Source organism: Pseudomonas imrae, assembly GCF_046352735.2.
GTDB lineage: Bacteria > Pseudomonadota > Gammaproteobacteria > Pseudomonadales > Pseudomonadaceae > Aquipseudomonas > Aquipseudomonas imrae.
The window spans coordinates 824530-851023 of the sequence record NZ_CP110853.2 but is presented as its reverse complement, the minus strand read 5'-3'; the positions used below and the strand labels follow the sequence as shown (position 1 = coordinate 851023).

The window sequence follows — 26494 nt, the reverse complement described above, 5'->3', positions numbered from 1 at the left end:
ATGCATTGCTCGGGCGAATGCCCGGCAAACCGGTCACAGCCCCAGCAGCCACTTGGCGCGGGTCAGGTAGGCGATGCGGTCGTCGAGGCCGTTGAAGCCACCGTTGATGCGGCGGGTGACTTCCTTCACGTCGTCCTTGTCGGCGTAGGTGTTGAGCTTGCGGCTGTCCCAGAACCAGCCGGCGACATCCACCGCCAGGAACGGGTCGGTACTGACCAGGGTGGGCGCGTCCTTGAGTTCGAAGTCGCGCCCGCAGGCCTGGCCGTAATGGCGATAATTGGCCCGCCCGGTCAGCTGGATCAGACCACGTCCCTTGAAGCGCTTGCCGTCGCCCGACTGGGTGTTGCCCAGGTCCTTGCGCCCTTCATAGGCGCTGCCGCTGGCGATTTCCTCGGTGTAGAGCAGGCACCCGCTTTCATGGGCGATCTGCGCCAGGAAGTGCGCCTGGCGCAATGGCGTGTCGATCTTGTAACGGGCGAACACATCGAGGATGGGCTGTCGAAACGCCTCGACCTTCGCGCCGGTGGCATCGATCAGCACCGCCCACAAGGTCGCCGTGCCGATCGTCGATGGCAGGCCTGCCCGCAGGGCCTTGATGATGTCGTCGTTGGCGCTGACCGTCTTGCTCTGGGCAATGCCCTGGAGTTCCTGGTAGCGCTTCAGGGCCGTGCGCGAGCCCGGCCCCCAGAGTCCGTCGGTGACGAGGGCACAGACGAATTCGCCGCGCCCGCTGTTCATGTTGAGCAACAACTGCACGGTGCGGACATCACCCTTGTCGTTGTTGCCACCTTCACCAACCGATTGCTTGATGCACATGCTTGCCTCCTTGCAGCGGGCACGACTTTCCCGTCGGCGACGGCCAATGCCTGCCTTGCGCTGGTTTCGATAGGGGTTGCGGTGGTCGAGCGGGTCTGGGCGCTACTTGCGAACGAGGTTCAGCCGAGTGCCGAACCTGTCCTTCTTGTAGCGATTGAACACCTGGATCTGAAGGTTCTTGCCGACCTGCCAGCCAAGTACGTAGCCCTTGTCCAGGTCGGCGCAAAGGCCAGCATCAGCCTTGATGATGGGATAGCGGGTGGCATCGGCGACCGCTGCTGGGGATGGTGAGCCCAGTGCCAGGTTGCACGACCAGGTCTCGATGCGCAGTCGGCCTGGCCCTTCACGTCCCTCGTCGGGAATGACCAGGATCAGGTCAAGGAACTCGTCCTCGGTCTCGAACTGCCCTATGTACTTCTGCTCGGCGAACGCCGGCAGCAGTGTCGCCAGTGCCAGTGCTCCGACCAGTGTTGCGAGGGTGGATTTCATCTCGACTCTCCTTTTTGAATGAATGCACATGCTCAGAACGCCAACAGCAAGCCCGCCCATTCGGCGATGGCGATCGACAGCTCCGGACGCACCAGGCCCAGCGCCATCAGCGCAACCAGCAAGCCGGCACCGATACCGATCACCAGTCGCCTGGGGCCGGATATCCTGCGGTTGCGAACCGACTGCAGATCGATGATCGATTTCAAGGCACTGCCCTCCTCCTGGGATAGAACCAACAGCATCGAACGGTCATTGCGCCTGCTCATCGCCTGGCCTCCTGTAGATACCCAGCAACTCGCCATCCACGCGCACGACGATGGCCTCGTTGCCACAGCCCGGCACCTCGAGGCTCAACGCATGGCTGCGCTGTCCACGTGTGCGCGTACCGCCGACACGCAACGCCAGACCTTCCCCGACCGGCTCAACCGTGGCGTCCACCACCATGTTCAACGAAGCCACCTGGGTGCCTGGCCATAGACGGTCGCAGGCTTGCTGCGCACGCTGTATCTCGGCCCCCAGCGACATCACGAACTGTTCCAGGCTGTCCATCACGATTGCTCCGTTTCGTCCGTCAGCCAGTAGGGCCTGCGGGCGAAACCGACGTGGTAGGTCAACGCCTGCAGCACGACCTGGTGCTCGCCGATGTTGAGCAGCTTGAAACTCTTCTCGATGCCCAGCACCCGCCCGCGCGGCGTGCCGCTCAGGCAGCGGTTGAGCAATGCGGCCTGGGCCTCGACCTCCTCCTCCGGGGTCAGTTTTTCCGGATCGAGGCTGCCGACCACGATGCGCTTCACGTATCCAACATCCGTCAAATCAAACATCACGGCATTCCCTCTCCGGAAAAACTGGTTGCCAGCGTCGGCCTGCGGATCAGGCCTCTCCCTCGCCAGCGTGTCGCTCAGGACATCCGCGCGTCACGCGGCGATCTTGGGCGTGACCGACTGGGCGATGATGTCCATCACCCGTGCCAGGCCTTCAGGCATACCATCGTCGACGGCATGAACCTCGACGTGGTACTTCGCCGACTGGTCGGTGGAGCGGGTGTTCTCCTTGTGCGAGGCCACCGAACCGGACACGTTGACCTTGGCGCTGAACGGTCCCCAGCCCAGCTTGGCTTCGGCGGAGAAGCTGCCGGAGCGGTCTTCGGTGTCGCGTGACTGCTCGGAGTTGCGTACCTCCATGTCGAAGGTGATGTCCACCTTGTTGATTGCAAGGTTGGGCACCTTCACCACCGCCAGCAGCGGCAGCTGCAGCTCGACTTTCTCGATGGCGGCCGGATCATCTTCGGTCGGTGCCGAACGGTCGTAGCGGAACGACACGTTGCGGATGTCGCCGACGTCATTGGGGCCGGCGTTGGCCGGGTCGGCCGGGGGCAGGAAGCCAATCACCTTGATGAAGTTCGCGGTGGCATTGGCCAGGCGGACCTGAGCGTCGCAGGCGGCGCTCAGGGGGGCACCGATCAGGTCTGCCATCGGCAGGCCGCTGAATTGGTTACCCATTACAAAGTCAGACATGATGTCTCTCCTAGATCAATTTATCGAGGTTGTGGATCAGTCGCGCCATGCCCTCGGACGAGGGCTGGGTTTCGACTCTGATGGTGACGCGCGCCAGTGGCCCGCTTTCACCATTTCGGAGAACGCCCATATCGACGTTCAAAGGCGTGTGTGTATCGGTCGGCCACGGCGAGTCGGGGTCGACATCGCCGGCCTGTGCCGCACTCGGTTCACGGTGATCGGCATACAGGCCGACCTCGAAGTCGATCTGCATGTCCTTGACGGTCAGCAAGCGCGAGCCGACCAGCGACAGCAGGGGCACCCGTACCAGGCGTTCCTCGCCGTCCTTGGCGTCGGGCGACTGCAGCGGCAGGCGCACATCGACGCTGACCGGACGGTTGTCGTCATCGAAGTACTGGCGCACGGTCGCCATCTGGAAGCGCTGGATCTTGTCCTGGGCCTCGGCCACGGCACCGGCAATGCTCTGGATCAGGTGATGAAGGGAGTGATTCGCCACGACAGACGCTCCTTGTCGATTGTCGGTGCCGGGCGCGGGCCGTCACGGGAACGGGCCATCATCGGCTGACACCTGTTGTGGTTGGTGAGCTCAGGTTATGGCCAGGGGCACGTGCCGTCTCGGTATCGGCGTCCCGAATACCTGGATGTGCGTCCCAGGTTCATCCGGCCGCTCACTCAGCCATGGATCAGTTCCCTGACCCAGTGATCGAGCACGGGCCGCTCGCCCTTGGCCGGCACCAGGCAACAGAATCCAGAGACCCCACCATTGTTCAGCGCCGTACGGGCAGCCCGCGGCGAGAGACCGAACGCCTTGCGGAACAGGCGACTGAAATGGGTTTCGTCGACAAAGCCATGGTCGTAGGCCAGGTCGCCGATGCGCCGATCGGCGTTGGTGCTATCGCACAAGGCGAGCAGGCATCGGCGCAGGCGGCGTTGCAGCAGGTAGTGGCGCACGCCGCCGAAGCGCTTGAAAGAGCGGTACAGCTGGCTACGCGAGGTGCCGACCTCCTTGGCCAGTACCGCGGGGGTGAGGTCTTCACGGTGCAGGTTGCGCTCGATGTGCAGGCGCACACGGCGCCCCAGGTCAGCCTGGCCTGCGACCTGAACCTGCGTCTGGCCAGCCATGGGCTTGGCTAGGCAGGCCGCGACCATCCCCAGCAGCGGCAAGGCCAGACGCAGTGCTTCATCCATGCCCAGGTGCGGCGCGGTGGCCGCCAACGACGACAGCAGGCGGGCCAGCAACATGCCCGCGGCCGTCTCCCGACGTAGCACTAGACCATGCAACTGACCAGCGTCGAACAACAGCAGCGACAGTGCCGTACGCGGCATGAGCAGGCTGATTCCTTCGCTGGCCGCCATGCTAAACGTGGCCGGTTGCGCCAGGTCGAGCAACACCACGTCCCACGGGCGTACCCGCAGGCCGTTGGCACAGGCCAGACCGCGCTGCAGTGGCAGGTGCACAAGGTAGTGATCGAGGTCGCACCAACTCAGGCGCGTGGTATCGCGTCGATAACGGGCAGCGTCCAGATAGCCGCTGCAGAACAGAAAGCGGCTAAAGTGGTAGACCGTCAGGGAGGTGCAAAAAGGCGTTGGTGTGCGGGCACCGACATCGAACAGCACGCTGGCGATCAACTGCCAGTGGGCCAGGTCCTGGGCCGCAGTGTGCGTGGCAGAACTGCTGAAGGTGGGTAGCGACGTAGTGTCCTGCGCCGCTGCAAGGAGGGATTGCGGGGTGAAGGTTGGTTCCATGGTTCCGACTCACTGTCCATAGTGGAGCCGGTAAGTTGATTTACTTCCGAGGGGCCTGCATCATTTTGCCATTACCGCTTCCTGGCTCATTCGATCCGCGGATACTGCTGAATCAGCACCTTGCGCTTGTGGAAACAAGTTGGACTGGGTTGAGTGGAATGAAGACAACTACATGACCCTTCTTGGGCGCAACGTAGATGCGTTGGCAGGATTCAAAGCCTGGTCTGATGACCAGGCGTCGAGTTAAGGGAAATCGCCATGGCTATCCAGTTGCCATCTAAGGCTAAGATCAAGCAGGAATGCCGGCACAGTGATAGATGAGATCGCCATCAGATTGCGCCAAGAGATAGACCGCAGCGGGCTTAGCCTCGCGGCCGCGTCACGAGCTGCAGGTGAACCTAGTCCACAACGTCTTAAAGACGTGGTTTCTGGACGTCAGAAATGCACGGCTGAGTTGCTTGCAGGACTGATCAGCATCGGCGTGGATAGCTGCTACGTGTTGTCTGGGCGAAGGTCAGCAGCAGCCAGCAACTCGGAGGAATCGCGACTTTTGGAGTTGTTCAGGGCAGCAGATAGCCAGGTTAAGGGTGCTGTTCTTCGAGCGTTGAATTTCTCCGATCAGGTCAACTAGGAAAAAGTTGGTATGCAATTTTTAATGAACGCTGTGGTTTGCGCGTCAATGGCCGTCGGTGCCCCATGCCACACAGTAAACTCAAAAGCGGGTACGCCGTACCCGACACGCGAGGCATGTGAAGACATGGTCTACGTCTACAACAACGAGGTGTTTCAGTTGACGTCTGAAAAGCTCGATGCCGATGGCCAGCCTAGAAAGGTTTGGACTTACTACTGCCGAGCAGTCACGGATCAGCCGTCATAGGAAAAACGAATATGAACAGCTTTGGCCCACTTGCCATTTTCGCGATAGGAGTAGCGGCTTTTTACCTCTACCGTTCTCACAAGCGGAAGGTAGATTACGAGTCTGTATGTGAGGTAAGCCAAGCCTTGAGTAGCTTGGCTGATAAAGCTGGGGCGTACCGAAGTGAAAAGGCTATCGTGAGAGTCATTTTAGCCTAGGGGCCAAACTCCCTACGCTAAAATGGCACCATATAATTCTAACGATCTTGACTTTCTAGACACATCTAACTGGCCGGTTTTTGCCATTCACCACTTTCAGCCTCTTATCAAGCGTCACCTGTGTCCTGAGAGCGGCAGGAAGATCACCCCTGATCATAGATGAGAAGCAAGGCCGTAAAATCGATTACGAGCGACGTGTCAGAGCATGGATATGCTCGTTGGGCATTCCAATTGGTATTCCAATGAAAATAAAAAAATAAATTTAAATATAGTAATCAATACTATAGGAGGCCAGTTCAGATTACCCCGGCACAAACGTCTTTTTTTGTGCCCGAAATCAAGGACCTCAAGGCCATTGGCTTCCGTGAGCGAACTTTGAGTTCCAGTGGTTTTGGTATTCCCACACCCTCGTCCCAGATACCACAGATCACCTGCAAGCGCTTGCTACGAAGAAGGTTTCTGGATTGATCTATGAAAATCAGAATCCGGCTCCCCCACCGAGTGCCGCTATCGCATGGGCTATTTCGCTGCAGGGCAGTTGTTCATCAATTCAGGCGCTGGCTCATGTCCAGTGCATTCCTCCCCTCCCGCCGACCAGTCCCTCCCACGCTTCACCGCATCAAGAACGCAACGCAGGTCGGCATACAGCGCCATTTGATTGGGCGCGCGCAGTATCACCGTGACGATGCGACTGCCATTCGGTGCCTCTGACACAACCGCGACGTTGTAACAGCCGGGCAGGAGCGTTCCTGTCTTGCCGCCCAAGACGTCGTAGTCGCTGATGACCTTGAGGGTCGATGTGATCTTTTGTTGCCGGGAGGTCGGTCCAAGCACCTGCATGACATGGCTCGGTTTGCCCCAGCTTTCTGTGATTTGCGGATATTGCAGCGCTGTCAGCATCAGCTTTGCCATATCGGCTGCGGTCGTCAATTGCCCGCGTGCCGATTGCCCGCTCGGGTTCTGGAACTGCGTATCGTGCATTCCAAGCTGTGCGGCCCGGGCATTCATCTGGGCAACGAACGGCTCTGAAGCGCTGTCTCCCGGGCTGTCCTCGCTCTCGACAAGCAAGCGGTCGAATGCACGTGCAATCGCGTTTGCAGTGACGTTGGAGGACGGCAGCATCAGATTGAGGATCGCATCGCCAAACGTGATCTTCTCGCCTGGCTTGACGTTGGTACCGGACTCTCCGACGACGTCCGTCTCATCGATGTCCAGATAATCGGTGAGAGACTTTCCGAACCTTGGCATCAGTTCGAGCATGACGAGCGCAGTCATCAGTTTCGTCAGCGAAGCCGGCGGCAACCGCTTGGCCGGAGCCTTGTCGAAGAGCAGTTCATGCTCACTCTCTGTGCCCTGTGCAGCGTTCAGGCTGATGGCGCTCGGCGCGTCGATATCGGGAGGCGAATACCGCTCGAAAGGACGACGCGCAGCCGCATTTTCGTTGCAGGCTTGCTCCCGGTCGAGCTTGTTGAGCTGGGTGCGAATCGCCTGCGGCGTTGCGCCTTTGGCAATCAACGTGGCCGCGCGCCGCGCATGGTCGGTAAGGACATGGTGTGCGGGCGCCTTCGCATGGGCGAAGACATGTTGCGGCTTGAGTTTGGCTTTGCGCAGGTGGCGCACATAGCGCAACTGCGTGTTGAAGGGGACTACCTGATCCTCGGGATCGGAGATCACATAAATGATCGGCGCCGGCGCCTGGGGGATGCGTTCAATATCATCGAGGGGATCGTAAAAGCGCGTGGAATCCTGGTGGAGCCGTGCCGGGATATCCCGCTGATATTCCCAGTAAGCGGCTACTTGCCTGACCGAAAGCAGGGATGAGGCCAGTACGGCAGCCGTGATGTCCTCGCGCCGGCTGAGCAGCGCGGCCACGATCAGGCCGCCGCCGGACTGTCCGGCCAGGATGAAGGCGCCGATATTGTATTGCTGCTTCAACCCATCGAGTGCCTGATCCATCAGGGCAATCTCGAGCGGTTGCCGCCGCATCAGATGACTGCCCGAGGAGCCGTACAGACCGGGACGCGCAAGGAAGATGGCGGGGGCGTTCGCCTCGCAGGACCATTCGGCCGTGGCCGCTTCGATCTTGGCCGGGCTCTGGGACTGATAGGACGTTGAAATATGGCGTACACCCTTGGACGACGTAAGCAGGGCATCGCCACCGAAATAGACCAATACCCGCGAGTTATCCTGGCTCGCCAGGCCGTATGCATAATATCTGATGCAATAGCCCTGGCCCTCGACTTCGACCCATAGTCCATTGGGGACTTGCGCACACAGTGCTTCGCTGGCCACTGTTCCATGAAGTGCTTCGTCAGCCGGAAATGGGGTATCGCCCGTTATGACACTGAGGGCTTTCGGCTCAGGTTTCTCGAAGGGGCCAAGGATGGGCTGGTTTGGGAGATGCGGAAGTGCAACCCGTGGTCGCCCCGTAACCTTGTAGCAGTATTTGAGACATTTCCATTTGAAGACTCGCCAGAGCCTGTTCCAGGATATGGCCAGCGATCTTGTGAGAATGCCCAATCTCTACTCCTCTTTATATTCATATGGCGACGACCTCGTTAGTTCTGCGGAGCAAACAACCGGGTGTCCATGTCGATCAGACTCTTGACTCTTTGGTCTTTGAAACTGCCTGGCGAACTGCTTTGCTGCAAGGCCCTCATAACTGCGTGAAAAATCTCTTCATTATGCGCAGGCGATTTCTGGTCGGCTTCTTTCCAGTTGTATCTGCTCCACCCATTGCGAGATGAGACGCTGATGCTCAGGTTTTCCAGCTCTTCGAAAGTTGCCCGGATGAAAGCGGAGCCGTGAAGAAGATCGTCGTGGATGACGGCGCTTCCATCCACATAGGTCGTCCCGGCAAGATCTTTGGGCAAGCGCAGGCGTCCGGGCGGATCGGTAATCGCGGCCAGGCGATTCCACAAGCCACTGGCTCGGTATGTCTGGGAGAAAACCTGGGCCTGGACGGCCTTCCCTGTGGTAGGCAGCGGTGTTTGCGGCCCGGCGCCGGGTTTCAGGGCATATTCGACCCACCGTGCGGTTCCCTCCAGGAACCAGCGCGCCTTGAACATGGAATAGCCGTATTGATAAAGGTGAAACAGCTCATGTGCCGGCGATACGTTTTGCCTGGGAAGGCTATTCTTGAGGTCGATCCGCAAGGTGCATCGACCATCGTTCCCATCAAAGCCCAGCCGGTAGTTGATCGCCTCGTCATAGGCCAATCCGTTCCCCTTCTTCATATCGAGAAGAAACACATCGACTGATTTCACACGGGCGTAGCGCGGCATGCTCAGCGGATGCTTGAGGCCGATCGCCTGGGAATAAATGCGCCGCGCCGTGACCATCTGAGTGGCGATATCTTCCACCTGGTCGGGAATACCGTTCTCATTGAGATCATCGCCGCTGGGAAGAGCATGTTGCCCGTGGGTGGCATAGATGATCCGGAACTCGTCACGTACATAAATGCGGTCCAGCCCGGACAGCACGCGCGACTTTTCATTTCGACAATAACCGGCTGCGTCCTTTTGGCTGGGCAGCGGATCAGCACCGAGGGCGAGCCCAGAAGCCAGCGCAATAGCAACCGCAACGGCATAGATCGCGAGCAGCCGGTCAGGAACGGACGAAAGGAAAGGCATTAGGCTGGTGCCGCTCAATAACTGAGCGACGGATTCCAGCAGCGCCACGGTTGCGTCACTTGTCGGCTCCTTCCAATAACATCTTCACGATCTTTTCAAGACGAGTACCGTGTGAGGCCTTGATGAGCACTACATCCCCGTCATGAATCCATGATTTCAGCGCTGGCGCCAAGGCTTCGACATCGGCAAACCACTCGCCCTTGCCCTCACGCAGCACCCGCTCGGCAACAGCCTGCATCAGAGGACCGCAAAACAGTATTCGGTCCGGCCTTGCAGCCAGAATGTCGCCTTCCATACCCAGGTGCATGCCCTGTGCGTCAGGGCCCAGCTCGAGCATATCGCCCAGCACCAGGAGGCGAGATGACGGCGCAATGGCGGTCGAGGCCTGCATCGTCTGGAGCGCAGCACGCATGGATGTTGGATTGGCATTATAGGAATCATCCCAAACCTCGATCCGCTTGCCGTCAAAGGTGGCGTTGCTGCGCTTGCCTCGGCCTGTCAGGGGTTTGAAACTCGCGAACTGCCGAGCAGCCACAGCCACATCGAGCCCGAGCGCAGCGACAGAGGCGAGTACCGCGATGGCGTTCATTGCCATATGGCGCCCCGGCGCGCCCAGCTCGAAAACATGAGTCTTGCCTAGAACAACTGCGCGAACGCTGTTGCCGTCCAGTTCGAGGAATCTTGCATCACAATCCTCGGTGCTGCCGAAACTCACGATCCGCAACTGCGCGGCAAGTGCGATCGCCTCGAATATATGAAACTCCGGCATGTCCCGGTTGATGACGGCTATCCCACCGGGCTTCATGCCCTGATAGATCCTGGCTTTCAGCTTGGCGATATTGTCAGTGTTGCTGAAGTCTTCCAGATGGGCGGGAGCAATAGCCGTCACGATTGCAACGTCGGGTTGGACCAGAGCGCTGCAGATGTCCATCCGGCCGATCGCCATTTCCTGGACCCAGAATTGCGCATCCCGGCTCATCGATGCGAGGTTCCAACCGATCCCGTAAGGGGAGTTGGCGGAGGTCCGGCTACGGTCGCTTTTACCGATGCCGGCGAGCGCGTGTGCTGCCATTGCGACCGTAGTCGTTTTGCCGACACTGCCCGTTACGGCAAGGATAGTCCCCTGAAAGTCCAGACGGGCGGCCTTTGCGAGGGTTGTCACGGTCTTGCGCAAATCGGGAACCTTCAACACCGGCAAGCCAGAGCGGACATATCCGCTGCCATCTTCGGCGATGATACCGAGCGACTGCGGTGCCAGGCGCTCAACGACAATAGGCCTGAGACCGGCAGCCCCGGCAGGCGCGAGAAGCATCTGGCCCGGCCCGAATTGTGTGGCCTCTGCGCATATACCTGTAGTGCTCCAGCCCTCATCCGAGGGTGCGACAAGCCATTCCCCCCCGGTCAACTGCGCCATTTCCGCAGCCGACCAACCTGCACCTCTAGGCGTTGCGCTCATTCCTTGAACTCCTTCAGATCTTGATAAATGGCTCTGACAGCATGTCGGTCTTGAGACCCTCGGCGCACCCCATGAGCAGATGAACCCTGCTCGCACTTCCCGTGTTTTTATTGACCGCGCGATGGTGGACATCGACCCGAACCAGCCACGCCGAGCCGTCAGCGGGAAGATGTACGGACTCAATGGTCCCGTCATCCCTTTGCCATTCGAAGAAGCAGGCAGGGTTGGTCGTGATCGGTATATGAAGGCGCCACGTTTCCTTGGTTGCGTCAATATGGAACGGCATTTCTTCGCCTTCGCTTTCCAGTTGCATCATCCGCGCGCGGTAGGGAGCGACGCCTGCGTCCCTCAGGCCGTCCATCACCTCAAGCAGATACCCCGAGCACACCTTGGTCGGCGTCACCCCGCGAACGCTGGCGGTCTTGCCCGATATTCTCTTGACGCCATCGTCGATGCTCCCATCGCGACTGGTGACAGCCCACCCATAATATTTAACGTTATTGTCCTTGTATAAGATGGGCTCGGTTTTCGTGACCTCCTCAAGAAAATGCTTCCTCAACAAGTCAACATCCGCTGAAAAACCCTTGAGCTTAGCGAACATGTAATCACCGGGTTTCATACTGTAGCCTCCGCCTTCCTGACGCGATTGGAATTTCCAATAAGCTTGCTTCGGTAAGCCACCATTCCGGAGAGGTAATGCTCCACATCGTCGATGCGGACCCGGAAGGCATGGTGCCGAATGAAGAACGAACCGACGATGCGCTGCGGCTTTGCGTAGAACATCGCCAGTTCCGGCCAGAAATAGCCGTTCAAGAGGTAACGGGCACGGAAATGCAGTGCCCGATGGAATTTGGACAGATCGATCTCACCGAGCAGATGGCGCATGTCGGGCATGGCCTCGATCCGCGCCAGCATTGCCTCGCTGGCCATCATCAATTCCAGCAGGGTCGGAAAAGTGGTGATCCGGTTCAGGACGAAATCGAGATGGTCGCGCACATTCTCGATGCCAAAGCGCAGGTAGCGTTCCTGCGGCCTATAACGCGTGAGTTCATTGACGCAGTAGCTCAGCCAATGGTCGTTGTGCCGCCAATGCTCCTTCGCGATAAAATGGTCGAAGGCTTTTTCCACGGCGCTCAGCCAGCGTTCATCGCCAGTCAGGCTGTACAGACGCATCAACCCAAAGGCCGCCTCCCCTTCGTAATAAATCGTACGGAAGGCCTCTTTCACAGTGAGGTCCGGATAGTTCAGTACATGGACGAATGATCCGTCCTTGCTCTGCTGCATATGCAGGACGCCCTGGGCCAGCTTTTCGAGCAACGGCAGGTGGTCAATGCAGCCGCCCACCACCGCGTGCTGTGTGAAGGCGAGAATCGCGACGGCATTGGCACCCAGCTTGATCTCATTGCCGACATCAACCAGAAATGCAGCTTCAGTTCCGTCAGGCAGGGTTACGGTGCAGATTGCCTCCCGCAGGAGCCAGGCCAGCGAGCGCTCGATGGCGGCCCACAGAGCAGCGTCCTGTGTCACCTCCCACGCTTCGATCATTGCATACGTTGTGCTGGCATGCCGAAGGCTGTTGTAGGCCTGGATTTCCCGGTCAAAGCAGGGGTGCCATCCATAAATGAACCGGCCGTCGTCGCCCACTTGCCCGGTCAAAAACGTGCTGCTGCTTTTGATCACCTTGGACAGTAGGTCGTCATCCAGCGCTTCGACGATGCGACAGCCCGCCGACCTGCCCGGCCCTGCGATTTCGTGCACTTCATCGGGCCTTTCCTTGTCGAGGAAAAAACCACGGGATGAAAACATCCAGACCAATGTGGCGTCTTTCAGGTCCACATCCCCAAGGCCATGGCGAAGCTTGGCGTAAAGGCGGAAGTTCTTTTCGTTGACCACACAATGAGGATATTCGACGCCGCCATAGAACATGGCATTGGCGTTGATTTCGGTCTCCAGGAAGGCATGACGACAATTGCGGTCAAGGGAAATACCCTGACGGCAATAGTTACGCTTGACCTCGGTAAGCTGGCGCTTCAGCTCTGCCCAATTACTTCGACGCATTTCGTCAACGGTATCCACGCGCAGCCAACGAATCATATCCGGATGCTTTGCCACCACCTTGCGTAGCCGTGCAAGCCCTCGGTGCCAGGCATCGGCAAAGGTCGGCCCGCGAAATGTCTCAACCCGCGCACGGTTGCGGCCATCGGTATAGGAGAAAAAGAGGATGTACTCCGATCCCGCCCCTCCCGCGGGAACAGCAGTTTCCTGCAAACGAACATAGATCGGATGCAACAGTGCAGAAACAACATCATCAGTCATGTCCACCTCATTGAAGTCATCTCGACGGGCAATTCCATCCCTCAACAAGGGGCGGCACGGCTAATCGTTCGCGCGGCGCCACACGGGTGCGGGGCGTTGGCTTGGGGAGTATAGCCAAGTAATGGCTTACTGCCGGTGCGTGCTTCGAGAGTGGCGGACCTCGTCACGAGGCCAGCCAAGGGCAGGGTGTTTTTTCGTTTGGCGTCGTAGGTCTTTTCGAAATGAGTTGTAAAACTCTCTGCGAAATACCTCACGTTTTTTTCACACCATGATCGATAGCCTGATCCCATCAAGATAGTGACCCAAACGCGCAAACTTGCCTGACAAGGGACTGCAGGTGTCTTTTCGTGCGTGCGACTTACGCCCGCAGTTGATTAATCCGAGTAATCGAGTATGAGAACCTCCAGTCCTTTATCCAAAGAACATCCAAGCTACAGCATCGTTCTAGTCAATTATAAGACGCTGGGCATCACCAAGATCTGCCTCGAGTTGCTCAAGCAGCATGTCGAGAACAAGCCCGTCACCGTGTGGGTTGTGGATAACTACTCTGCCGATGAGAGCACTGAATATCTTCGGTCATTGGACTGGATCAATCTGATTGAACGCCCCCCGTCCCAGCCCGAGGCAGGCCATATAGCGCATGGACGGGCACTGGACCTGGCCTTGGAAAAGATCCACACCGACTATGTATTCTTGCTGCACACCGATACATTTGTATTCGACAAGACTGTATTTTCGATGATGCTCGACCGCAGCCTGAGTAATCCGAATATCGCCGCAGTCGGCTGCGTAGAACAGCTCGACAGGGGATTGCTCAGAACGGCGTGGCGCTTCAGTTCGCGCCTGTGCAAACACTATTTCAGACGTACAAAGCGGTCTTTTGGCCTGCGCACCAAAGACCCAAAGCCCTATAAAGAAGCGCATTTGAAAAGCTTTTGTACGCTGTGGAACGCCAAGCTTATAAAGCTGCATGGTTTGAACTTTCAGATGGGCAATGACGTACCGGGCTATGCACTACAGGATCGCATGGTGGAAATGGGGTACTCCATTGACTTCCTGCCGCCACGCAAGATTTTCCAATACCTGGATCATATGCAATCCGGAACGGTATCAGCTGCAGGTGGCTATGGTGCCAATCATCGCAGGACCAAGATGTACAACGACATCTTGCAGCGTTTGAATGCCGGTGGGTATGGGAGCTAGTCTGCATAACGGCAGCGCGATCTGCGCCATATATCAGTTTTCCATCTTCAGGTAGATCATTAACGATGTCCGCAGATACCAGGCTTCCCATTTCCTTGCACCCTGAATTGCAGTTTGATTACGAGGCCTCGGCGGCGCTTGGCAGTTCGTTGGCCGACACCTATTCACAGGCCTTGCCTTTTCCTCATGTTGTAATTGACGACTTCCTTGCGCACGACCTGATCGAGAGCATTCGCGCAGGGTTTCCGGAGGACCAGACGCGTCACGAAATGCAGTATGAGCGCGGCTACAAAGGCCACCACAAAAGGCAAATCAACCCAAATCAATGCGCCCCTCATCTGGTCAAGATCTTTAACGCGTTCAATTCGGCGCCCATGCTGCAGTTCCTTGAAAAGCTCTCGGGTATTCAGGGCTTGATGCCCGATCCGTATTTCCAGGGCGGTGGTCTGCATGAGACGAAAACCGGCGGATTCCTGGGAGTGCATTCTGATTTCAGATTGAATAAAAGCCTGAATGTGGTGCGCAGGATCAATGTGATCATTTATCTGAATATTGACTGGCGCGAAGAATACGGTGGGCACCTGGAGTTGTGGGATACCGGGATGAAGCGTTGCCTGAAACGAGTCCTGCCCGAATACAACCGGTGCGTCATCTTCAATACAGACAAGGACAGCAATCATGGGCATCCCGAGCCGTTGACCACGCCTGACGGGGTTTTTCGACGCTCCATCGCTCTTTATTACTACACCGCGACTGCCACTGAATTACCTTCTGGAGACAGGAATAAAACCCACTACAAACCCAGGCCCAAAGATCGCTTCAGCTTGAAGTATTACCTGCGCAAGTTTCGCAAAACCAAATAGGTTCGTATTTTTTACCATGCCCGCCCGAGCTCCCGAGGAGCTCCAGTGGTGCCTGCATCGATTTGCCCCTCCTCCCGCTTTCTATAAGCCCCCGCTGCAAGCTTTATCGTTCAGACAAATCCTGAGATACTAATTGCGAATCATTCTCGAAATCACTAGTAATTCAGGATCCGCCCATGTCGACTCGTGCCACACCGCCGCGTTATTTCAATCCTGCCCGCGACCTTTTAGCCATGGCAATTTGCATGACCACCGCGGCTCCAGCCTTTGCCGATGACAACGGCGGCACGACACAGCCCCTCCCATCAGGCACCCTGGAACTAGGCGCGACCGAAATCACCAGCAGCTATATGGGCAGTACTACCGAAGGCTCCAACTCCTACACCACTGGCGCGATGTCGACGGCAACCAAACTCCCGCTGACCATGCGGGAAACCCCTCAAGCCGTGACTGTCATTACGCGCCAGCGCATGGATGATCAGGCCATGACCAGTATCAACGACGTGGTCAACGCGACCCCCGGGTTGTTCCTGAACTTTTCCGGCGGGCCTGGCCGGCAGAAATATACTGCGCGCGGCTTCGATGTCGACAACCTGATGTATGACTCGATCCCGTCTGGCTACAACGGTGTATCGGTCGGCGCCCAGCCTAACCTGGCAATGTTTGATCGAGTCGAGATCGTGCGCGGCGCTACCGGCCTGGTGACGGGTGCAGGCAACCCTTCGGCTGCCATCAACCTGGTACGCAAGCGGCCGCTGGACGAGCAGAAAGTCACTCTGACCGGCGCCGTTGGCAGTTGGGATGACTACCGTGGCGAGGTCGATGCTTCCAGCCCGCTCAACGACAGTGGCACTTTGCGTGGCCGGGTCGTGACGTCTTACCGCGACGCCAACAGCTTCATCGACAAGGCCGAGGAAGATCACGGTCTGTTCTATGCGATCACCGAAGCGGACCTGAGCGAAGACACGACCCTGAGCCTTGGCTTTTCCCATCAGAAGGACAAGACCAATTACTTCTGGGGCTCTTCGATGGTCGGCGTGGACGGTCGTCACCTGAACCTGTCGCGCTCTTACAATCCGGGCAGTGACTGGGAGAACAAGGATCAGGAGATCAATACGGTATTCGCCGAACTCCGTCAGCGCCTGGTCAATGACTGGAATCTTCAGGTCAACGCCAACTACTCCGAACAGAACGCGTTGTTCTCCGGCTCTTACCAAACGCGCAAGGCCGACAACTCACTGACCCGCACGGTTTACCAGGCCAGCTACGATGAAAACCAGGCTGGCGTAGACGCCTTTGCCAGCGGGCCCTTCGAGGCATTCGGGCGCACGCATGAACTGGTGGTGGGCGCCAGCAAGCGCATCTACGACATGACCACCCACAACTACAACCCGTACGACGCCAACTGGCCGATCAATGCGGGCAAACCGGACTTCGTGCATACCAACAACAAGCGCGAAGTCACCACTCAGGATGGCGTGTACGTCACCACACGCCTGAGCCTGGCCGATCCGTTGAAGCTGATCCTCGGCGGCCGCCTGGACTGGTACGACTACGACAACCGTGATGGCGACGGCGACTACAAGGTCACCCGCAACCTCACCCGCTACGCAGGCTTGATCTACGACCTCGACGATCATCACTCGGTCTACGTCAGCTACAGCGACATCTTCACGCCACAGACCTCCAAGGATCTCACCGGCAACCCGGTCAAGCCGATCGTCGGCAAGAACTACGAAGTCGGAATCAAGGGCGCATACCTTGATGGAGCACTGAATGCGAGCGTAGCGTTGTTTCGCGTAGACCAGGAAAACCGCGCCGTGAAGCTGCCCAAAAATCCAAGCTGCCTACAAACAGACTGCTATGAAGCTTCCGGCGAGATCCGCAGCCAGGGTATCGACTTCGAACTGCAAGGCGCCTTGACCGAAAATTGGCAGGTAGGCGGTGGTTATACCTACGCGCGTACCCACACCGTCAAGGATGCCGCCAACCCGCAGAAGGTGAACAAGCAGTTCGACACTGACACTCCTGAGCATCTGTTCAAGCTGACCACCCGCTACCAGTTCCAGGGCCCCCTGGAAAAACTGCGCGTAGGTGGCAACGTCTCTTGGCAGAGCCGCATGTACAACGACATAGCGCTGGCTGATGGCAGTAAATACCGCCTCCAGCAGGGCGGGTACGCTGTCACAGACCTGATGGCCGGCTACCAGGTCAACCCGCACCTGGACCTGCAGCTCAACGCCAACAATATCTTCGACCGCACGTACTACTCGTCCATCTCTAATTCCGTGAGCTATGGTGGTGACAACTACGGCAGCCCGCGCAACATGATGCTGACTGCCAAGTACAGTTTCTGAGTTGCCCAGGCACAGGGACAGTCGCATTTGACTGATAGCGACCGTGTTGTGGGGGTAGTCGAGCATTAAAAAATGCTGTGCTTGCAGTGAAACAATGAGCCCCCCTTCACCCTAGCCGTCAACGCAGTATTTTTTAATGCTCGATTCCACGATGTGTTTTTACTTCGCAAGCAGATCTTCGTCTATCGACGGACCGGTATCAGCGACTCTAAGAGCCTCGAATAACTTGTGCCAATCGACCCGCCATCGTCCAAGCCTGCTCAGCACTGGCAATGTTCGTGAAGCCAAGCAACAGGCCGCACTTGGGTTCGGCTTCCAGGTACCACTGCGACAGCGGTTCGACGGCGATGCCAACAGCCCGGGCACGCTGAGCGAGCTCAACATCATCGCCTTCGCGAAGCCCCGCGACCAGGTGCATGCCTCCCGCTTGCAGGTTGATCAACATACGCTCGCCCAGATGTTGCTGCAGAGCGTCGAGCAGCCACTGCCGGCGGCGTGCGTAAAGGCTTCGCATTTTCTTTAAATGCCGCGCGAAGTGCCCTTCATAGAGAAATACACTGACAGTCGCCTGAAGCAGCTGCGGGCAATGGTTGTGCAGGCGATCTGCCTGACGGGCGAACGCGTCGCCCTGCTCGGCCGGCACAACCAGATAGGCCAGGCGCAGGCCTGGAAACAGTACCTTGCTGAAGGTCCCGGTATAGAGCACTCGGCCTTGCAGGTCGAGGCTCTTGAGAGCAGGCAAGGGCCGACCCTGATAGCGGTATTCGCTGTCGTAATCATCCTCGATGATCCAGCTACCTCGGCGGTTTGCCCAATCCAGCAGTGCCAACCGACGCGGCAGTGACAGCGACATGCCCAGCGGGCTCTGGTGGGTCGGCGTGACCACTGCGAAGCGAGCATCCGGGGAACGGGCGATGCCTTGCGCGACGTCCAGCCCCTGCTCATCCACTGGAACCGGCACCAACTGCAAACCGGCTTCCAACAGGGCATTCCTGGCCATGAAGTAACCGGGCTCTTCCAGCCAGCAGGCATCGCCCTGGCGCATCAATGTGCGGCTGATCAGGTCCAGGCACGCGCGATAACCCGCGCACACGAACACCTGCTCCGGGTGGCACGCAATGCCCCGTGAAATCCCCAGGTAAGTGGCAATGGCCGCACGCAAGGGAGCATGGCCTCGCGGATCCGGGTAGACGAGCCCTTCGAGGCCGGCCTGGCGCAGCTGTCGGCCCGCCAGTTTTGTCCAGAGTTTGCGGGGGAAGGCATCGAGCGCGGGCAGCCCCATCTGCAGGCCGAGTGGAAGTGCCCCGCAATGGTTGTACTGGTACCCCGGCGAAGCAACCGGGTCGTCAAGGACGGGCGAAGAAACGACGACCAGTTGCGGCGAAACCACTGTCCCGGCGGCTCCGCGTGCGATCAAGTAGCCCTCCCCCATCAGTAACTGATAAGCCGCTTCCACAGTGCCACGGGCCAGGTTCAACTGCGCTGCCAAAGCGCGAACCGCAGGCACTCGGTCGCCCGGCCGCAAGCGGCCGTCGGCAATGGACTCACGAAAGCGCTCATAGATCTGACGATAGATCGGCACAGAGTGGCTGCGATCAGGCTTGAAGGGATGAATCATGGCCCAGCCATTTATGCATTTTTCGGCCCTGTAGATTATGCCAATACCCGCCTAAGGTCAGCTATATCTATAGAGCGGATGATGGACATGACTTACACACTTCAACACCTCGAAGATCAGCAGGCTTTCCAGGCCAGTTTCGACCTGATGCGCGTTTTGCGGCCGCACATTGCCAACCCGGCCAGTTATGCAGCGCAACTGGCTCGCCAGACTGAGCAGGGTTATCGTTTGCTGGCGGCGTGGGACGGTGACTACATGGCCGGCCTGGCCGGCTACCGCGAACTGGAAAACCTGCTCTACGGACGTTTCATCTACGTCGATGATCTGGTGGTCAGGCCCGAGCTGCAACGCAGCGGCCTGGGGGGGCAATTGTTGGCGGCGGTTCGCCAGGAGGCCGAGCAGTGCCATTGCGATCACTTGGTGTTGGATACCGGCCTGCATATGCCATTGGCCCAGCGCTTCTATTTTCGCCAGGGGTTGTTGGCCCGTGGCATGCATTTCATCCAGGACCTTCGGGTAGAGAGTCAAGTATGAACAATGTTTTGCTGATCAATGCCAGCCCGAATGGCCAGGTTTCCCATGCGAATCAGTTGGCACTGGAGTTAGTAGCGTCACTGCGACACAAGTACCCAAGACTCGAACTGGTCGAGCGCGACCTGGGCACACATCCGCTGCCACCGCTCGGTATGGACTACGCCCGTGCCTTGGCGACCACCACACCGTTCAACTCACCCGAGTTCGGCGTCTCCGAAGCGCTGATCAGCGAACTGGAACAGTGCGACATGCTGATCATCGCGACCCCGATGCACAACTTCACACTGCCCGCCGCGCTCAAACTCTGGATCGACTACGTCCTGCGTATCCACCGCACATTCAGTTCAGGCCCGGACGGCAAGACCGGTCTGTTGAGCAACCGTGCGGTGTACGTGCTGGTCGGTTCCGGTGGTTTTCACCAGGGCCAGTCGGCACGGCAACCGGATTTCCTGACGCCTTACCTGTGCCAGGTACTCAGCACCCTCGGGCTGCACGACCCGCACTTCACTTACCTTCAGGGATTGGTGTTCGGTGAGGAGGCTGTACAAACGACCGTCCAGCAAAACCGTGCCCGCCTGGCACAGGAACCACTGTTCAAACATCTGCTGCCCCAACGATCAATGCCCACTGCATAACTGTCAGACGCTGCCTTCAATGCACGGTGACGCCACATCGGCTGGCCTGTTCGCCGACTGAAAGTGGCCACTGCACATCGATCCCCTCCCCTCTTGACCTCATGTTTACCTGAGGTTTTATAAAGGATGCCAGTTTGCCCTGGGAAGCCTCATTCGCGACTGCGCGCAATCTCAAAGTGGAGCCCACATGAGTAAGCATCACGCTTCATCTGATCAATATCCGCAATCGGTGCCAGAGGGGCAGATACCTCTCGAGGGTCATTCTTCAGATACCCGTTGGACAGCCCTGCTGTCTGGTTCCAATGGCGTGCGCTCGCTCGCGCTGGCGGGGGGCGTGGTGCTACATGCAATCAACGTCTACATTGCAACCACGATTCTGCCGTCAGTGGTCCGCGACATCGGCGGCATTGACTACTATGCCTGGAACACCACGCTGTTTGTCGCAGCGTCCATCCTCGGTTCGGCATTGTCGGCCAGGCTGCTGATCGGCGCGGGACCACGCAACGCCTACATCATCGCCACACTGGTGTTTGCGATCGGCGCACTCATCTGTGCGTTTGCTCCCTCCATGTCGATCCTGCTGGCCGGTCGCCTGATCCAGGGGCTGGGCGGCGGATTTCTGTTCGCGCTCTCCTACGCGATGATCCGCCTGGTGTTCAGTGAGGCGTTGTGGCCGCGCGCGATGGCGCTGGTCTCCGGCATGTGGGGGGTCGCAACATTGGTCGGTCCTGCTGTCGGCGGCGTCTTTGCCGAGCTTGGGGTATGGCGGGCGGCTTTTTGGTCGCTGATTCCGGTCGCAGCATTGTTTGCCCTGCTGGCTGCGCTGGTGCTGCCAAAGCGCATCGCTGAACGGGCGCAAAGCTCACCGCTGCCACTTGCCCAACTGGTGTTCCTGACATCGGCAGTGCTCGCCGTTTCGGCAGGCAGCGTCTCGCCAATCTTCCTCTGGAACATCGCGGGGCTTGCCGCAGCCGCTATTCTGACGGCGCTGCTGATAATCACCGAAAGCCACGCTCGCCACAGGCTGCTGCCAGCCAGTGCATTCAAAATCACATCAGCATTGGGAACGCTGTATGCAACGATGTCGTTACTTGCAGTCGCCGTTACCAGCGGCGAAATATTTGTGCCGCTATTCCTTCAAGTCCTCCACCATCAATCCCCACTCGCCGCCGGCTATCTCGCAGCGCTCATGGCTGCGGGCTGGACGCTGGGGTCCATCGCAAGTTCCGGCGCCAGCGGCAAGGGCATCAGTCGTGCGATCCTGACTGGCCCGATCCTTGGGTCAGCCGGCATGGCGGCGCTTGCCGTTTTGATTCGAATCGAAAGCGCAGGCAGCTGGCTGACAATCACGCCGATCTGCCTTGCACTCGGCGCCATCGGTCTTGGCATTGGACTGGCTTGGCCGCACCTGCTGACCCGTATATTCCAGGTCGCGCCGGCTGGCGAGCAGGATTTGGCGGCTGCATCGATTACGACCGTGCAGTTGTTCGCTACCGCGCTCGGTGCCGCTCTGGCGGGCATGGTGGCGAACATTGCCGGGCTCACGGATCCCGGCGGCATCACGGGCATGGCAAGTGCCGCGGGCTGGTTGTTTGGAATATTCGCGCTCGCCCCGGCTCTCGCAATTTTTACTGCACTGCGCGTGGCTCGGCTGCGCTCGAAAACCGCACCTGAGTGAACAACCCGCTCACTGCAAAACCGAGGCAATCATCACGGCAGACAGGTAGAGGCCCACACCAAAAACGCCATGACTGATCAAACTGCGCATGCAATTCATGCCAGGCGTCGGCGTTCTGGACGAAGCAAAACCTGCGCCCATGGCCGGTTGTATAACAAACAGCGGGACGGCCACCGTCGCGACGCCCACAGCAAAAGCCGGCAGGAAGGAGGGCTCCCGCAGCCAGGCAACACCCTGGATGCACACCAGCAACGCCGCGAAAACAACGCCCGTGGCGTAGTGCGCAATCCAGCCCAGGGCCACTTCAAAACGCACTGGTGTCGCTTGGCCAATACTGGGATGTGCGAACGTACCTTGGCACGCATGGCCTACCCAACGCCCGACAAAAGCAAAACTCAGCGTCGGGGCGCCTAATGCCTTCCTGAAAAACATCCACATATCCATGACGACGGTAGCGCCGACGCCCAATAGAAAAACCTGTGTGGCCACCTGCAAAAAAGTCATACCTACCTCTTATCAATAGACCCGTTTAACTTCCGGGGTATGATAAAAGTTGAAGTCAACTTCAAGTCAATGGTCTGAAAATGGATATCACTGAGGTCGTCAAACGCACCGGGCTTGCGGCCCACACCCTGCGTTTCTACGAGAAGAAAGGGTTGATCGCATCCGTCAGCCCGCCCGGAGCCCGCCGCCAGTATGCGTCTACAGTGCTGGAGCAACTGGCAATCATCGCGCTCGGCCAAGCGGGAGGTCTCTCGCTGGAGGAGATAGGGGTGATGCTTTGCCCCAAAGGCGGGGCTGTGGTGGATAGAGACGTGCTGCTGGCCAAGGCCGACGAGATTGATGCGACCATCAAACAACTCCAGGCAATGAGTCGGGGCCTGCGGCACACAGCCACATGCCCAGCAGCGAACCACGCTGAATGCCCGAACTTTCGCCGATTACTCAAGGCTGCCGCGGCGGGGATCTTGAAGCGCGGGCGGCATTTGGTGGCTGCGCCGGGGCGAACTTGAGTACCGACCGCCTCTCGATGTCAGTACTCGGACATCACTACCATCACTTCAGCGTCGCAGCCTTCCTCGCCTTCGGCCAGATAAATATGACCGATCGCGCTGTTGAAATAGGCGGTTTCCCGGCAGCCAATGCTCAGGGATTCGCCTGTTTCGAATTGAATGCGCACGCGCCCTGACAGGACCACAGCGAACTCTTGCCCCGGGTGCCGGATGTAATCTTCGAACTGATCCAGCGCGCGCGCGCAGATCCGCGCATACATGGGCGTCATGCTGCGTCCGGGGAAATCCCCCGCCATCGGGTGATATTCATAGTTACCCGTGCTGTAACCCGCCGCACCGTCAATGGCGGTGCTGACCACCGTGGGCTGTACCAGATTGACGCCCGCCCGGGCCGGGCTGAAAAGCTGGGCAATATCCACACTCAGGGCCCGAGCTGCGGCCGCGAGTTTTTCATAACTTACCGACACCTGCGCCAGCTCCATCTTCGACAAGGTCGACAGCGCCACGCCTGAACGCTCAGACAGCTGCTTGAGCGTCAATTTCTGACTCTTGCGAATCAACCGCAGGCGCGCGCCCACTTGTGCGCGGTCTATCAAGGAATGGGGCGTAGAACCCGAGGCTTGGTCGGAACTCATGCAGACTCTCTGTCGTACAAAACGGTGCCAGGATCTGGGGCCAAGGCATGGCCGGGAATAATACCTCAAGAGAATAGGTTGACTGGCAAATTCTCATATCTTACATTTCTCTTATCTGAGAATTATAAAAACAAGGGAAGAATCATTTCTTCCCATCCCCAGAGAGAGGAGTTACTTGGGCATGCACGACAGCGAATGTTTCGATTTCGCCATCATCGGCGGCGGCATTGCGGGGGCCTCCCTGGCCTATCGCTTGGCCGGGCAAACCAGCGTCGTGGTGCTCGAGCGCGAGAGCCAGCCGGGCTATCACGCCACCGGGCGCTCCGCCGCGATGTTCATGGAAACCTATGGCACACCGCAGATCCAGGCGTTGACCCGTGCCAGCCGGGACTTCTATGAACAACCGCCAAATGGCTTCACCGAGCATGCGCTGCTTGAGCCTCGCGGCTGCCTGTACATCGCGGGCGAGGAGCAGCAGGACCTGCTGAAACAGACTTTCGACCTCAGCCACGCACAAGCTGGCAATGTTTCATTGATCGATACCGAGCACGCCCTCGCGCTGGTACCCTGCCTGCGCCCAGAGGCAGCCGTCGCAGCGATGCTTGAAACCGATGCGCGCGACCTGGACGTGCATGCGCTGCACCAGGGATTTTTACGGGCCATGCGCCGTGCCGGCGGGGTGCTGCAGTGCGATGCGCAACTGAGCGGCGCCACTCGCTCAAGTGGCCACTGGCACCTGACCCTGGCCGACGGCCGCCAGTTGCGCGCGCGCAATCTGGTAAATGCCGCAGGCGCCTGGGCCGACCAGGTGGCACAGCAATGCGGCGTGAAACCCATCGGGTTGCAGCCCTGCCGACGTACAGCCTTTACCTTCGACGGACCCGAGGGGATGGATTTCGCACGCTGGCCGGCAGTGATCGGCATCGACGAAAGCTTTTATTTCAAGCCAGACGCCGGCCAATTGCTCGGCTCACCGGCCAACACCGATCCTGTCCCGCCACAGGACGTGATGCCCGAAGAGCTGGACATCGCCACCGGGATCTACCACATCGAGGCAGCCACCTCCCTGACCATCCGCCGCCCACGCCACAGCTGGGCCGGTCTGCGCTCGTTCGTCGCCGACGGCGACCTGGTGGTCGGCTGGGACAATCAGCGCGAAGGCTTCTTCTGGCTGGCGGCACAGGGTGGCTATGGCATTCAGTCGGCGGCCGGCGTATCGCAACTGGCCTGCGCGCAATTGCTCGATCAGCCCCTGCCCGAATCACTGCGTCGCCAAGGCGTCGAGCCACAACGCCTGGCACCTGGTCGCTTGCGTTAATCATTCATCCCAACGAGGTTCCATGCCATGACCGAACACTTTCAGCGCTACCCCAGCCACCTGCCCTATCCGTTCTCCAAGGCCATTCGGGTCGGCGATTTTTTGTTTCTTTCAGGGCAGGTCCCCATGAACCCTCTGGGCGAGGTGGTGCTCGGTGATATCCGCGAGCAGACCGAGGCCGCCATGGCGCGCATCGGCGAAACCCTGGCCGAATGCGGCGTGGGTTTTGACCAAGTGGTGAAGGCCACGGTGTGGCTGACGGACATGCAACATTTCGCCGGTTTCAACGAGGTGTACAAGCGCTACTTCCAGAACGGTTTTCCGGTGCGCTCAACCGTCGGCGGCAGCCAGTTGGCCCTGGGCGTCGATGTAGAAATCGAAGTTCAAGCGTGGGTTGGCGCCCACTGATCCACTTCTGCTGTCTGCCAGTGCGATGCCCCGGGACGGCCATGGACAGTGGTCTTCCCCACAAGCCCTAACAAAAACAATTCGAGGGAAATCGTCATGAAGGAAAGTCTGAAAATAGCCGGCGCATTTGTCGGTGTGATTGTCGGTGCTGGGTTCGCTTCCGGCCGGGAGCTGATGCAGATGTTCGTCGTTTTCGGCGTATGGGGATTGCTCGGGGCGGTAGTCAGCGCCGCGCTCTTCATCTTTCTCGGGATGGCATTGGCAGGCATGGGCAGCCGGCTGCGGGCAAAGTCCCATAAGGACGTCGTGTATGCATTGTGCGGGCGTTACCTGGGCGCCTTCGTCGACCTGATGATCACCTTTTTCATGTTTGCAGTAACCGTGGTCATGCTGGCCGGTGGCGGTGCCGTGCTGGAACAACAGTTCGCCATCCCCTCCATGCTCGGCAGCGCGGCGGTGACCCTGATCGTGGTCGCCATCGTGTGCCTGGATGTACAGCGGGTTATCGCCATGATCGGCGCCGTCACTCCGCTGTTGATCCTGATGGCGGTAGCAGTGGCGCTGTATGGCGTCGCCACCCGGGGGTTGGGTTTCGGTGAACTCGATCAACTGGCCAGCCAGCAAGAAGCCGGCGCCAGCCATTGGCTGCTGGGAGCATTGTTGTACGTGTCTTACAACATCGTGGCCGGGGTGCCGTTTCTGGCGATCATGGGCGGCGCCGCGAAATCCGAGAAGCAGGCCATGTGGGGGGGTATCCTGGGAGGCACGCTGCTGGGACTGCTGATGCTGGTGATGAGCCTGGGACTGCTGTCGCGCCTGGACAGCGTGGCGGATTTGCCGATGCCTATGCTGTCCATCGCTACGGAGGTTTCGCCGGTCCTCGGCCTGTTGATGGCCGTGATCATTTTCCTGATGATCGTCAACACCGCCGTCGGGACCTTGTACTCCTTCTCGGCCCGAATGTTGCCGGCAGGCACCCGTAAATTTCGCATCGGTTCGGCGGCCGCTGGCGTGCTGGCTTTCATCGGCAGCCTGGCGGGGTTTGTCAGCCTGGTGGGCCAGGTCTATCCATTCTTCGGCTACCTGGGCTTTTTGCTGATCGGCGCGGTAGTCGTGGGCTGGCTACGCGCAGGACGCCTGGCCCAGGCTTGAGCGGGCGACATCGCCGTGCCGAGTTCAAAAATCAGTG

Annotated in this window: 26 protein-coding genes; 10 read left to right on the top strand and 16 right to left on the bottom strand. The window is 58.8% G+C overall.

Features of this window, described 5'->3' with window-relative positions; translation table 11 throughout:
• Window positions 1-33: 33 nt before the first annotated feature.
• From OQ460_RS03740 to OQ460_RS03680, 13 genes are all read right to left on the bottom strand, one after another.
• Window positions 34-816 carry a glycoside hydrolase family 19 protein gene (locus OQ460_RS03740; protein WP_410020557.1) on the bottom strand — a complete coding sequence of 261 codons (783 nt, stop codon included), beginning with the start codon at window positions 814-816 and terminating at the stop codon, window positions 34-36.
• Between the two features lie 102 nt (window positions 817-918).
• Entirely contained in the window at window positions 919-1305 is a 387-nt protein-coding gene (locus OQ460_RS03735) for a hypothetical protein (protein WP_410020556.1), read from the bottom strand.
• 32 nt (window positions 1306-1337) lie between these two features.
• Window positions 1338-1571 carry a hypothetical protein gene (locus OQ460_RS03730; RefSeq protein ID WP_096114390.1) on the bottom strand — a complete coding sequence of 78 codons (234 nt, stop codon included), beginning with the start codon at window positions 1569-1571 and terminating at the stop codon, window positions 1338-1340.
• Window positions 1555-1854, bottom strand: a complete 300-nt coding sequence (locus OQ460_RS03725) for a hypothetical protein (RefSeq protein WP_410020555.1) — start codon at window positions 1852-1854, stop codon at window positions 1555-1557. The genes OQ460_RS03730 and OQ460_RS03725 overlap by 17 nt, the downstream gene beginning before the upstream one ends.
• Entirely contained in the window at window positions 1854-2126 is a 273-nt protein-coding gene (locus tag OQ460_RS03720; protein ID WP_096114392.1) for a hypothetical protein, read from the bottom strand. The genes OQ460_RS03725 and OQ460_RS03720 overlap by 1 nt, the downstream gene beginning before the upstream one ends.
• A gap of 93 nt (window positions 2127-2219) precedes the next feature.
• On the bottom strand, window positions 2220-2819 hold the full coding sequence (locus tag OQ460_RS03715) for a DUF2589 domain-containing protein (protein ID WP_096114393.1): 600 nt from the start codon (window positions 2817-2819) through the stop codon (window positions 2220-2222).
• A gap of 10 nt (window positions 2820-2829) precedes the next feature.
• Window positions 2830-3315, bottom strand: a complete 486-nt coding sequence (locus OQ460_RS03710) for a DUF2589 domain-containing protein (RefSeq protein WP_096114394.1) — start codon at window positions 3313-3315, stop codon at window positions 2830-2832.
• A 176-nt stretch (window positions 3316-3491) separates the two neighbouring features.
• Window positions 3492-4565, bottom strand: coding sequence for a helix-turn-helix domain-containing protein (locus OQ460_RS03705; RefSeq protein WP_410020554.1), 1074 nt, complete (start codon window positions 4563-4565; stop codon window positions 3492-3494).
• A gap of 1593 nt (window positions 4566-6158) precedes the next feature.
• Complete coding sequence (locus tag OQ460_RS03700; RefSeq protein WP_410020553.1) at window positions 6159-8159, bottom strand: serine hydrolase; 2001 nt, start codon at window positions 8157-8159, stop codon at window positions 6159-6161.
• Window positions 8160-8197: 38 nt separating this feature from the next.
• The gene (locus tag OQ460_RS03695; protein ID WP_410020552.1) at window positions 8198-9319 is read right to left on the bottom strand and encodes a hypothetical protein; all 1122 of its coding nucleotides are present in this window, start codon (window positions 9317-9319) and stop codon (window positions 8198-8200) included.
• A gap of 7 nt (window positions 9320-9326) precedes the next feature.
• The gene (locus tag OQ460_RS03690; RefSeq protein ID WP_410020551.1) at window positions 9327-10727 is read right to left on the bottom strand and encodes a UDP-N-acetylmuramoyl-tripeptide--D-alanyl-D-alanine ligase; all 1401 of its coding nucleotides are present in this window, start codon (window positions 10725-10727) and stop codon (window positions 9327-9329) included.
• A 13-nt stretch (window positions 10728-10740) separates the two neighbouring features.
• Window positions 10741-11346, bottom strand: a complete 606-nt coding sequence (locus OQ460_RS03685; protein ID WP_410020550.1) for a hypothetical protein — start codon at window positions 11344-11346, stop codon at window positions 10741-10743.
• Complete coding sequence (locus tag OQ460_RS03680; RefSeq protein WP_410020549.1) at window positions 11343-13043, bottom strand: hypothetical protein; 1701 nt, start codon at window positions 13041-13043, stop codon at window positions 11343-11345. The genes OQ460_RS03685 and OQ460_RS03680 overlap by 4 nt, the downstream gene beginning before the upstream one ends.
• A gap of 393 nt (window positions 13044-13436) precedes the next feature.
• Here OQ460_RS03680 and OQ460_RS03675 point away from each other — a divergent pair, with 393 nt between their 5' ends.
• From OQ460_RS03675 to OQ460_RS03665, 3 genes are all read left to right on the top strand, one after another.
• Window positions 13437-14246 (top strand): glycosyltransferase, encoded by an 810-nt coding sequence (locus tag OQ460_RS03675; protein WP_410020548.1) that lies wholly within the window; start codon window positions 13437-13439, stop codon window positions 14244-14246.
• A gap of 65 nt (window positions 14247-14311) precedes the next feature.
• Window positions 14312-15109, top strand: a complete 798-nt coding sequence (locus tag OQ460_RS03670; RefSeq protein WP_410020547.1) for a 2OG-Fe(II) oxygenase — start codon at window positions 14312-14314, stop codon at window positions 15107-15109.
• A gap of 176 nt (window positions 15110-15285) precedes the next feature.
• Entirely contained in the window at window positions 15286-17466 is a 2181-nt protein-coding gene (locus tag OQ460_RS03665; RefSeq protein ID WP_410020546.1) for a TonB-dependent siderophore receptor, read from the top strand.
• Between the two features lie 208 nt (window positions 17467-17674).
• On the opposite strand, the gene OQ460_RS03660 is transcribed toward OQ460_RS03665, so the two are convergent.
• Window positions 17675-19084 (bottom strand): PLP-dependent aminotransferase family protein, encoded by a 1410-nt coding sequence (locus tag OQ460_RS03660; protein WP_410020545.1) that lies wholly within the window; start codon window positions 19082-19084, stop codon window positions 17675-17677.
• An 87-nt stretch (window positions 19085-19171) separates the two neighbouring features.
• Between OQ460_RS03660 and OQ460_RS03655 the strand changes: the two genes are divergently transcribed.
• The 3 genes from OQ460_RS03655 to OQ460_RS03645 all read left to right on the top strand — a co-directional run bounded on the left by OQ460_RS03655 (window position 19172) and on the right by OQ460_RS03645 (window position 21931).
• A complete protein-coding gene (locus OQ460_RS03655) occupies window positions 19172-19618 on the top strand; it encodes a GNAT family N-acetyltransferase (RefSeq protein ID WP_410020544.1) in 447 nt (148 codons plus the stop codon).
• Entirely contained in the window at window positions 19615-20253 is a 639-nt protein-coding gene (locus tag OQ460_RS03650; protein ID WP_410020543.1) for an FMN-dependent NADH-azoreductase, read from the top strand. The genes OQ460_RS03655 and OQ460_RS03650 overlap by 4 nt, the downstream gene beginning before the upstream one ends.
• A gap of 187 nt (window positions 20254-20440) precedes the next feature.
• A complete protein-coding gene (locus tag OQ460_RS03645; RefSeq protein WP_410020542.1) occupies window positions 20441-21931 on the top strand; it encodes an MFS transporter in 1491 nt (496 codons plus the stop codon).
• A gap of 9 nt (window positions 21932-21940) precedes the next feature.
• Here OQ460_RS03645 and OQ460_RS03640 read toward each other — a convergent pair whose 3' ends face one another.
• On the bottom strand, window positions 21941-22435 hold the full coding sequence (locus OQ460_RS03640) for a DUF2938 domain-containing protein (RefSeq protein ID WP_410020541.1): 495 nt from the start codon (window positions 22433-22435) through the stop codon (window positions 21941-21943).
• 80 nt (window positions 22436-22515) lie between these two features.
• Here OQ460_RS03640 and OQ460_RS03635 point away from each other — a divergent pair, with 80 nt between their 5' ends.
• On the top strand, window positions 22516-22944 hold the full coding sequence (locus OQ460_RS03635; RefSeq protein WP_410020540.1) for a helix-turn-helix domain-containing protein: 429 nt from the start codon (window positions 22516-22518) through the stop codon (window positions 22942-22944).
• A 20-nt stretch (window positions 22945-22964) separates the two neighbouring features.
• On the opposite strand, the gene OQ460_RS03630 is transcribed toward OQ460_RS03635, so the two are convergent.
• Window positions 22965-23579, bottom strand: a complete 615-nt coding sequence (locus OQ460_RS03630; RefSeq protein ID WP_410020539.1) for a helix-turn-helix domain-containing protein — start codon at window positions 23577-23579, stop codon at window positions 22965-22967.
• Between the two features lie 181 nt (window positions 23580-23760).
• Between OQ460_RS03630 and OQ460_RS03625 the strand changes: the two genes are divergently transcribed.
• From OQ460_RS03625 to OQ460_RS03615, 3 genes are all read left to right on the top strand, one after another.
• Window positions 23761-24897, top strand: a complete 1137-nt coding sequence (locus OQ460_RS03625) for an NAD(P)/FAD-dependent oxidoreductase (protein ID WP_410020538.1) — start codon at window positions 23761-23763, stop codon at window positions 24895-24897.
• A gap of 27 nt (window positions 24898-24924) precedes the next feature.
• Window positions 24925-25305, top strand: coding sequence for a RidA family protein (locus OQ460_RS03620; protein ID WP_410020537.1), 381 nt, complete (start codon window positions 24925-24927; stop codon window positions 25303-25305).
• Window positions 25306-25401: 96 nt separating this feature from the next.
• Window positions 25402-26457, top strand: a complete 1056-nt coding sequence (locus tag OQ460_RS03615; protein ID WP_410020536.1) for a hypothetical protein — start codon at window positions 25402-25404, stop codon at window positions 26455-26457.
• The last annotated feature ends 37 nt before the right edge of the window (window positions 26458-26494 follow it).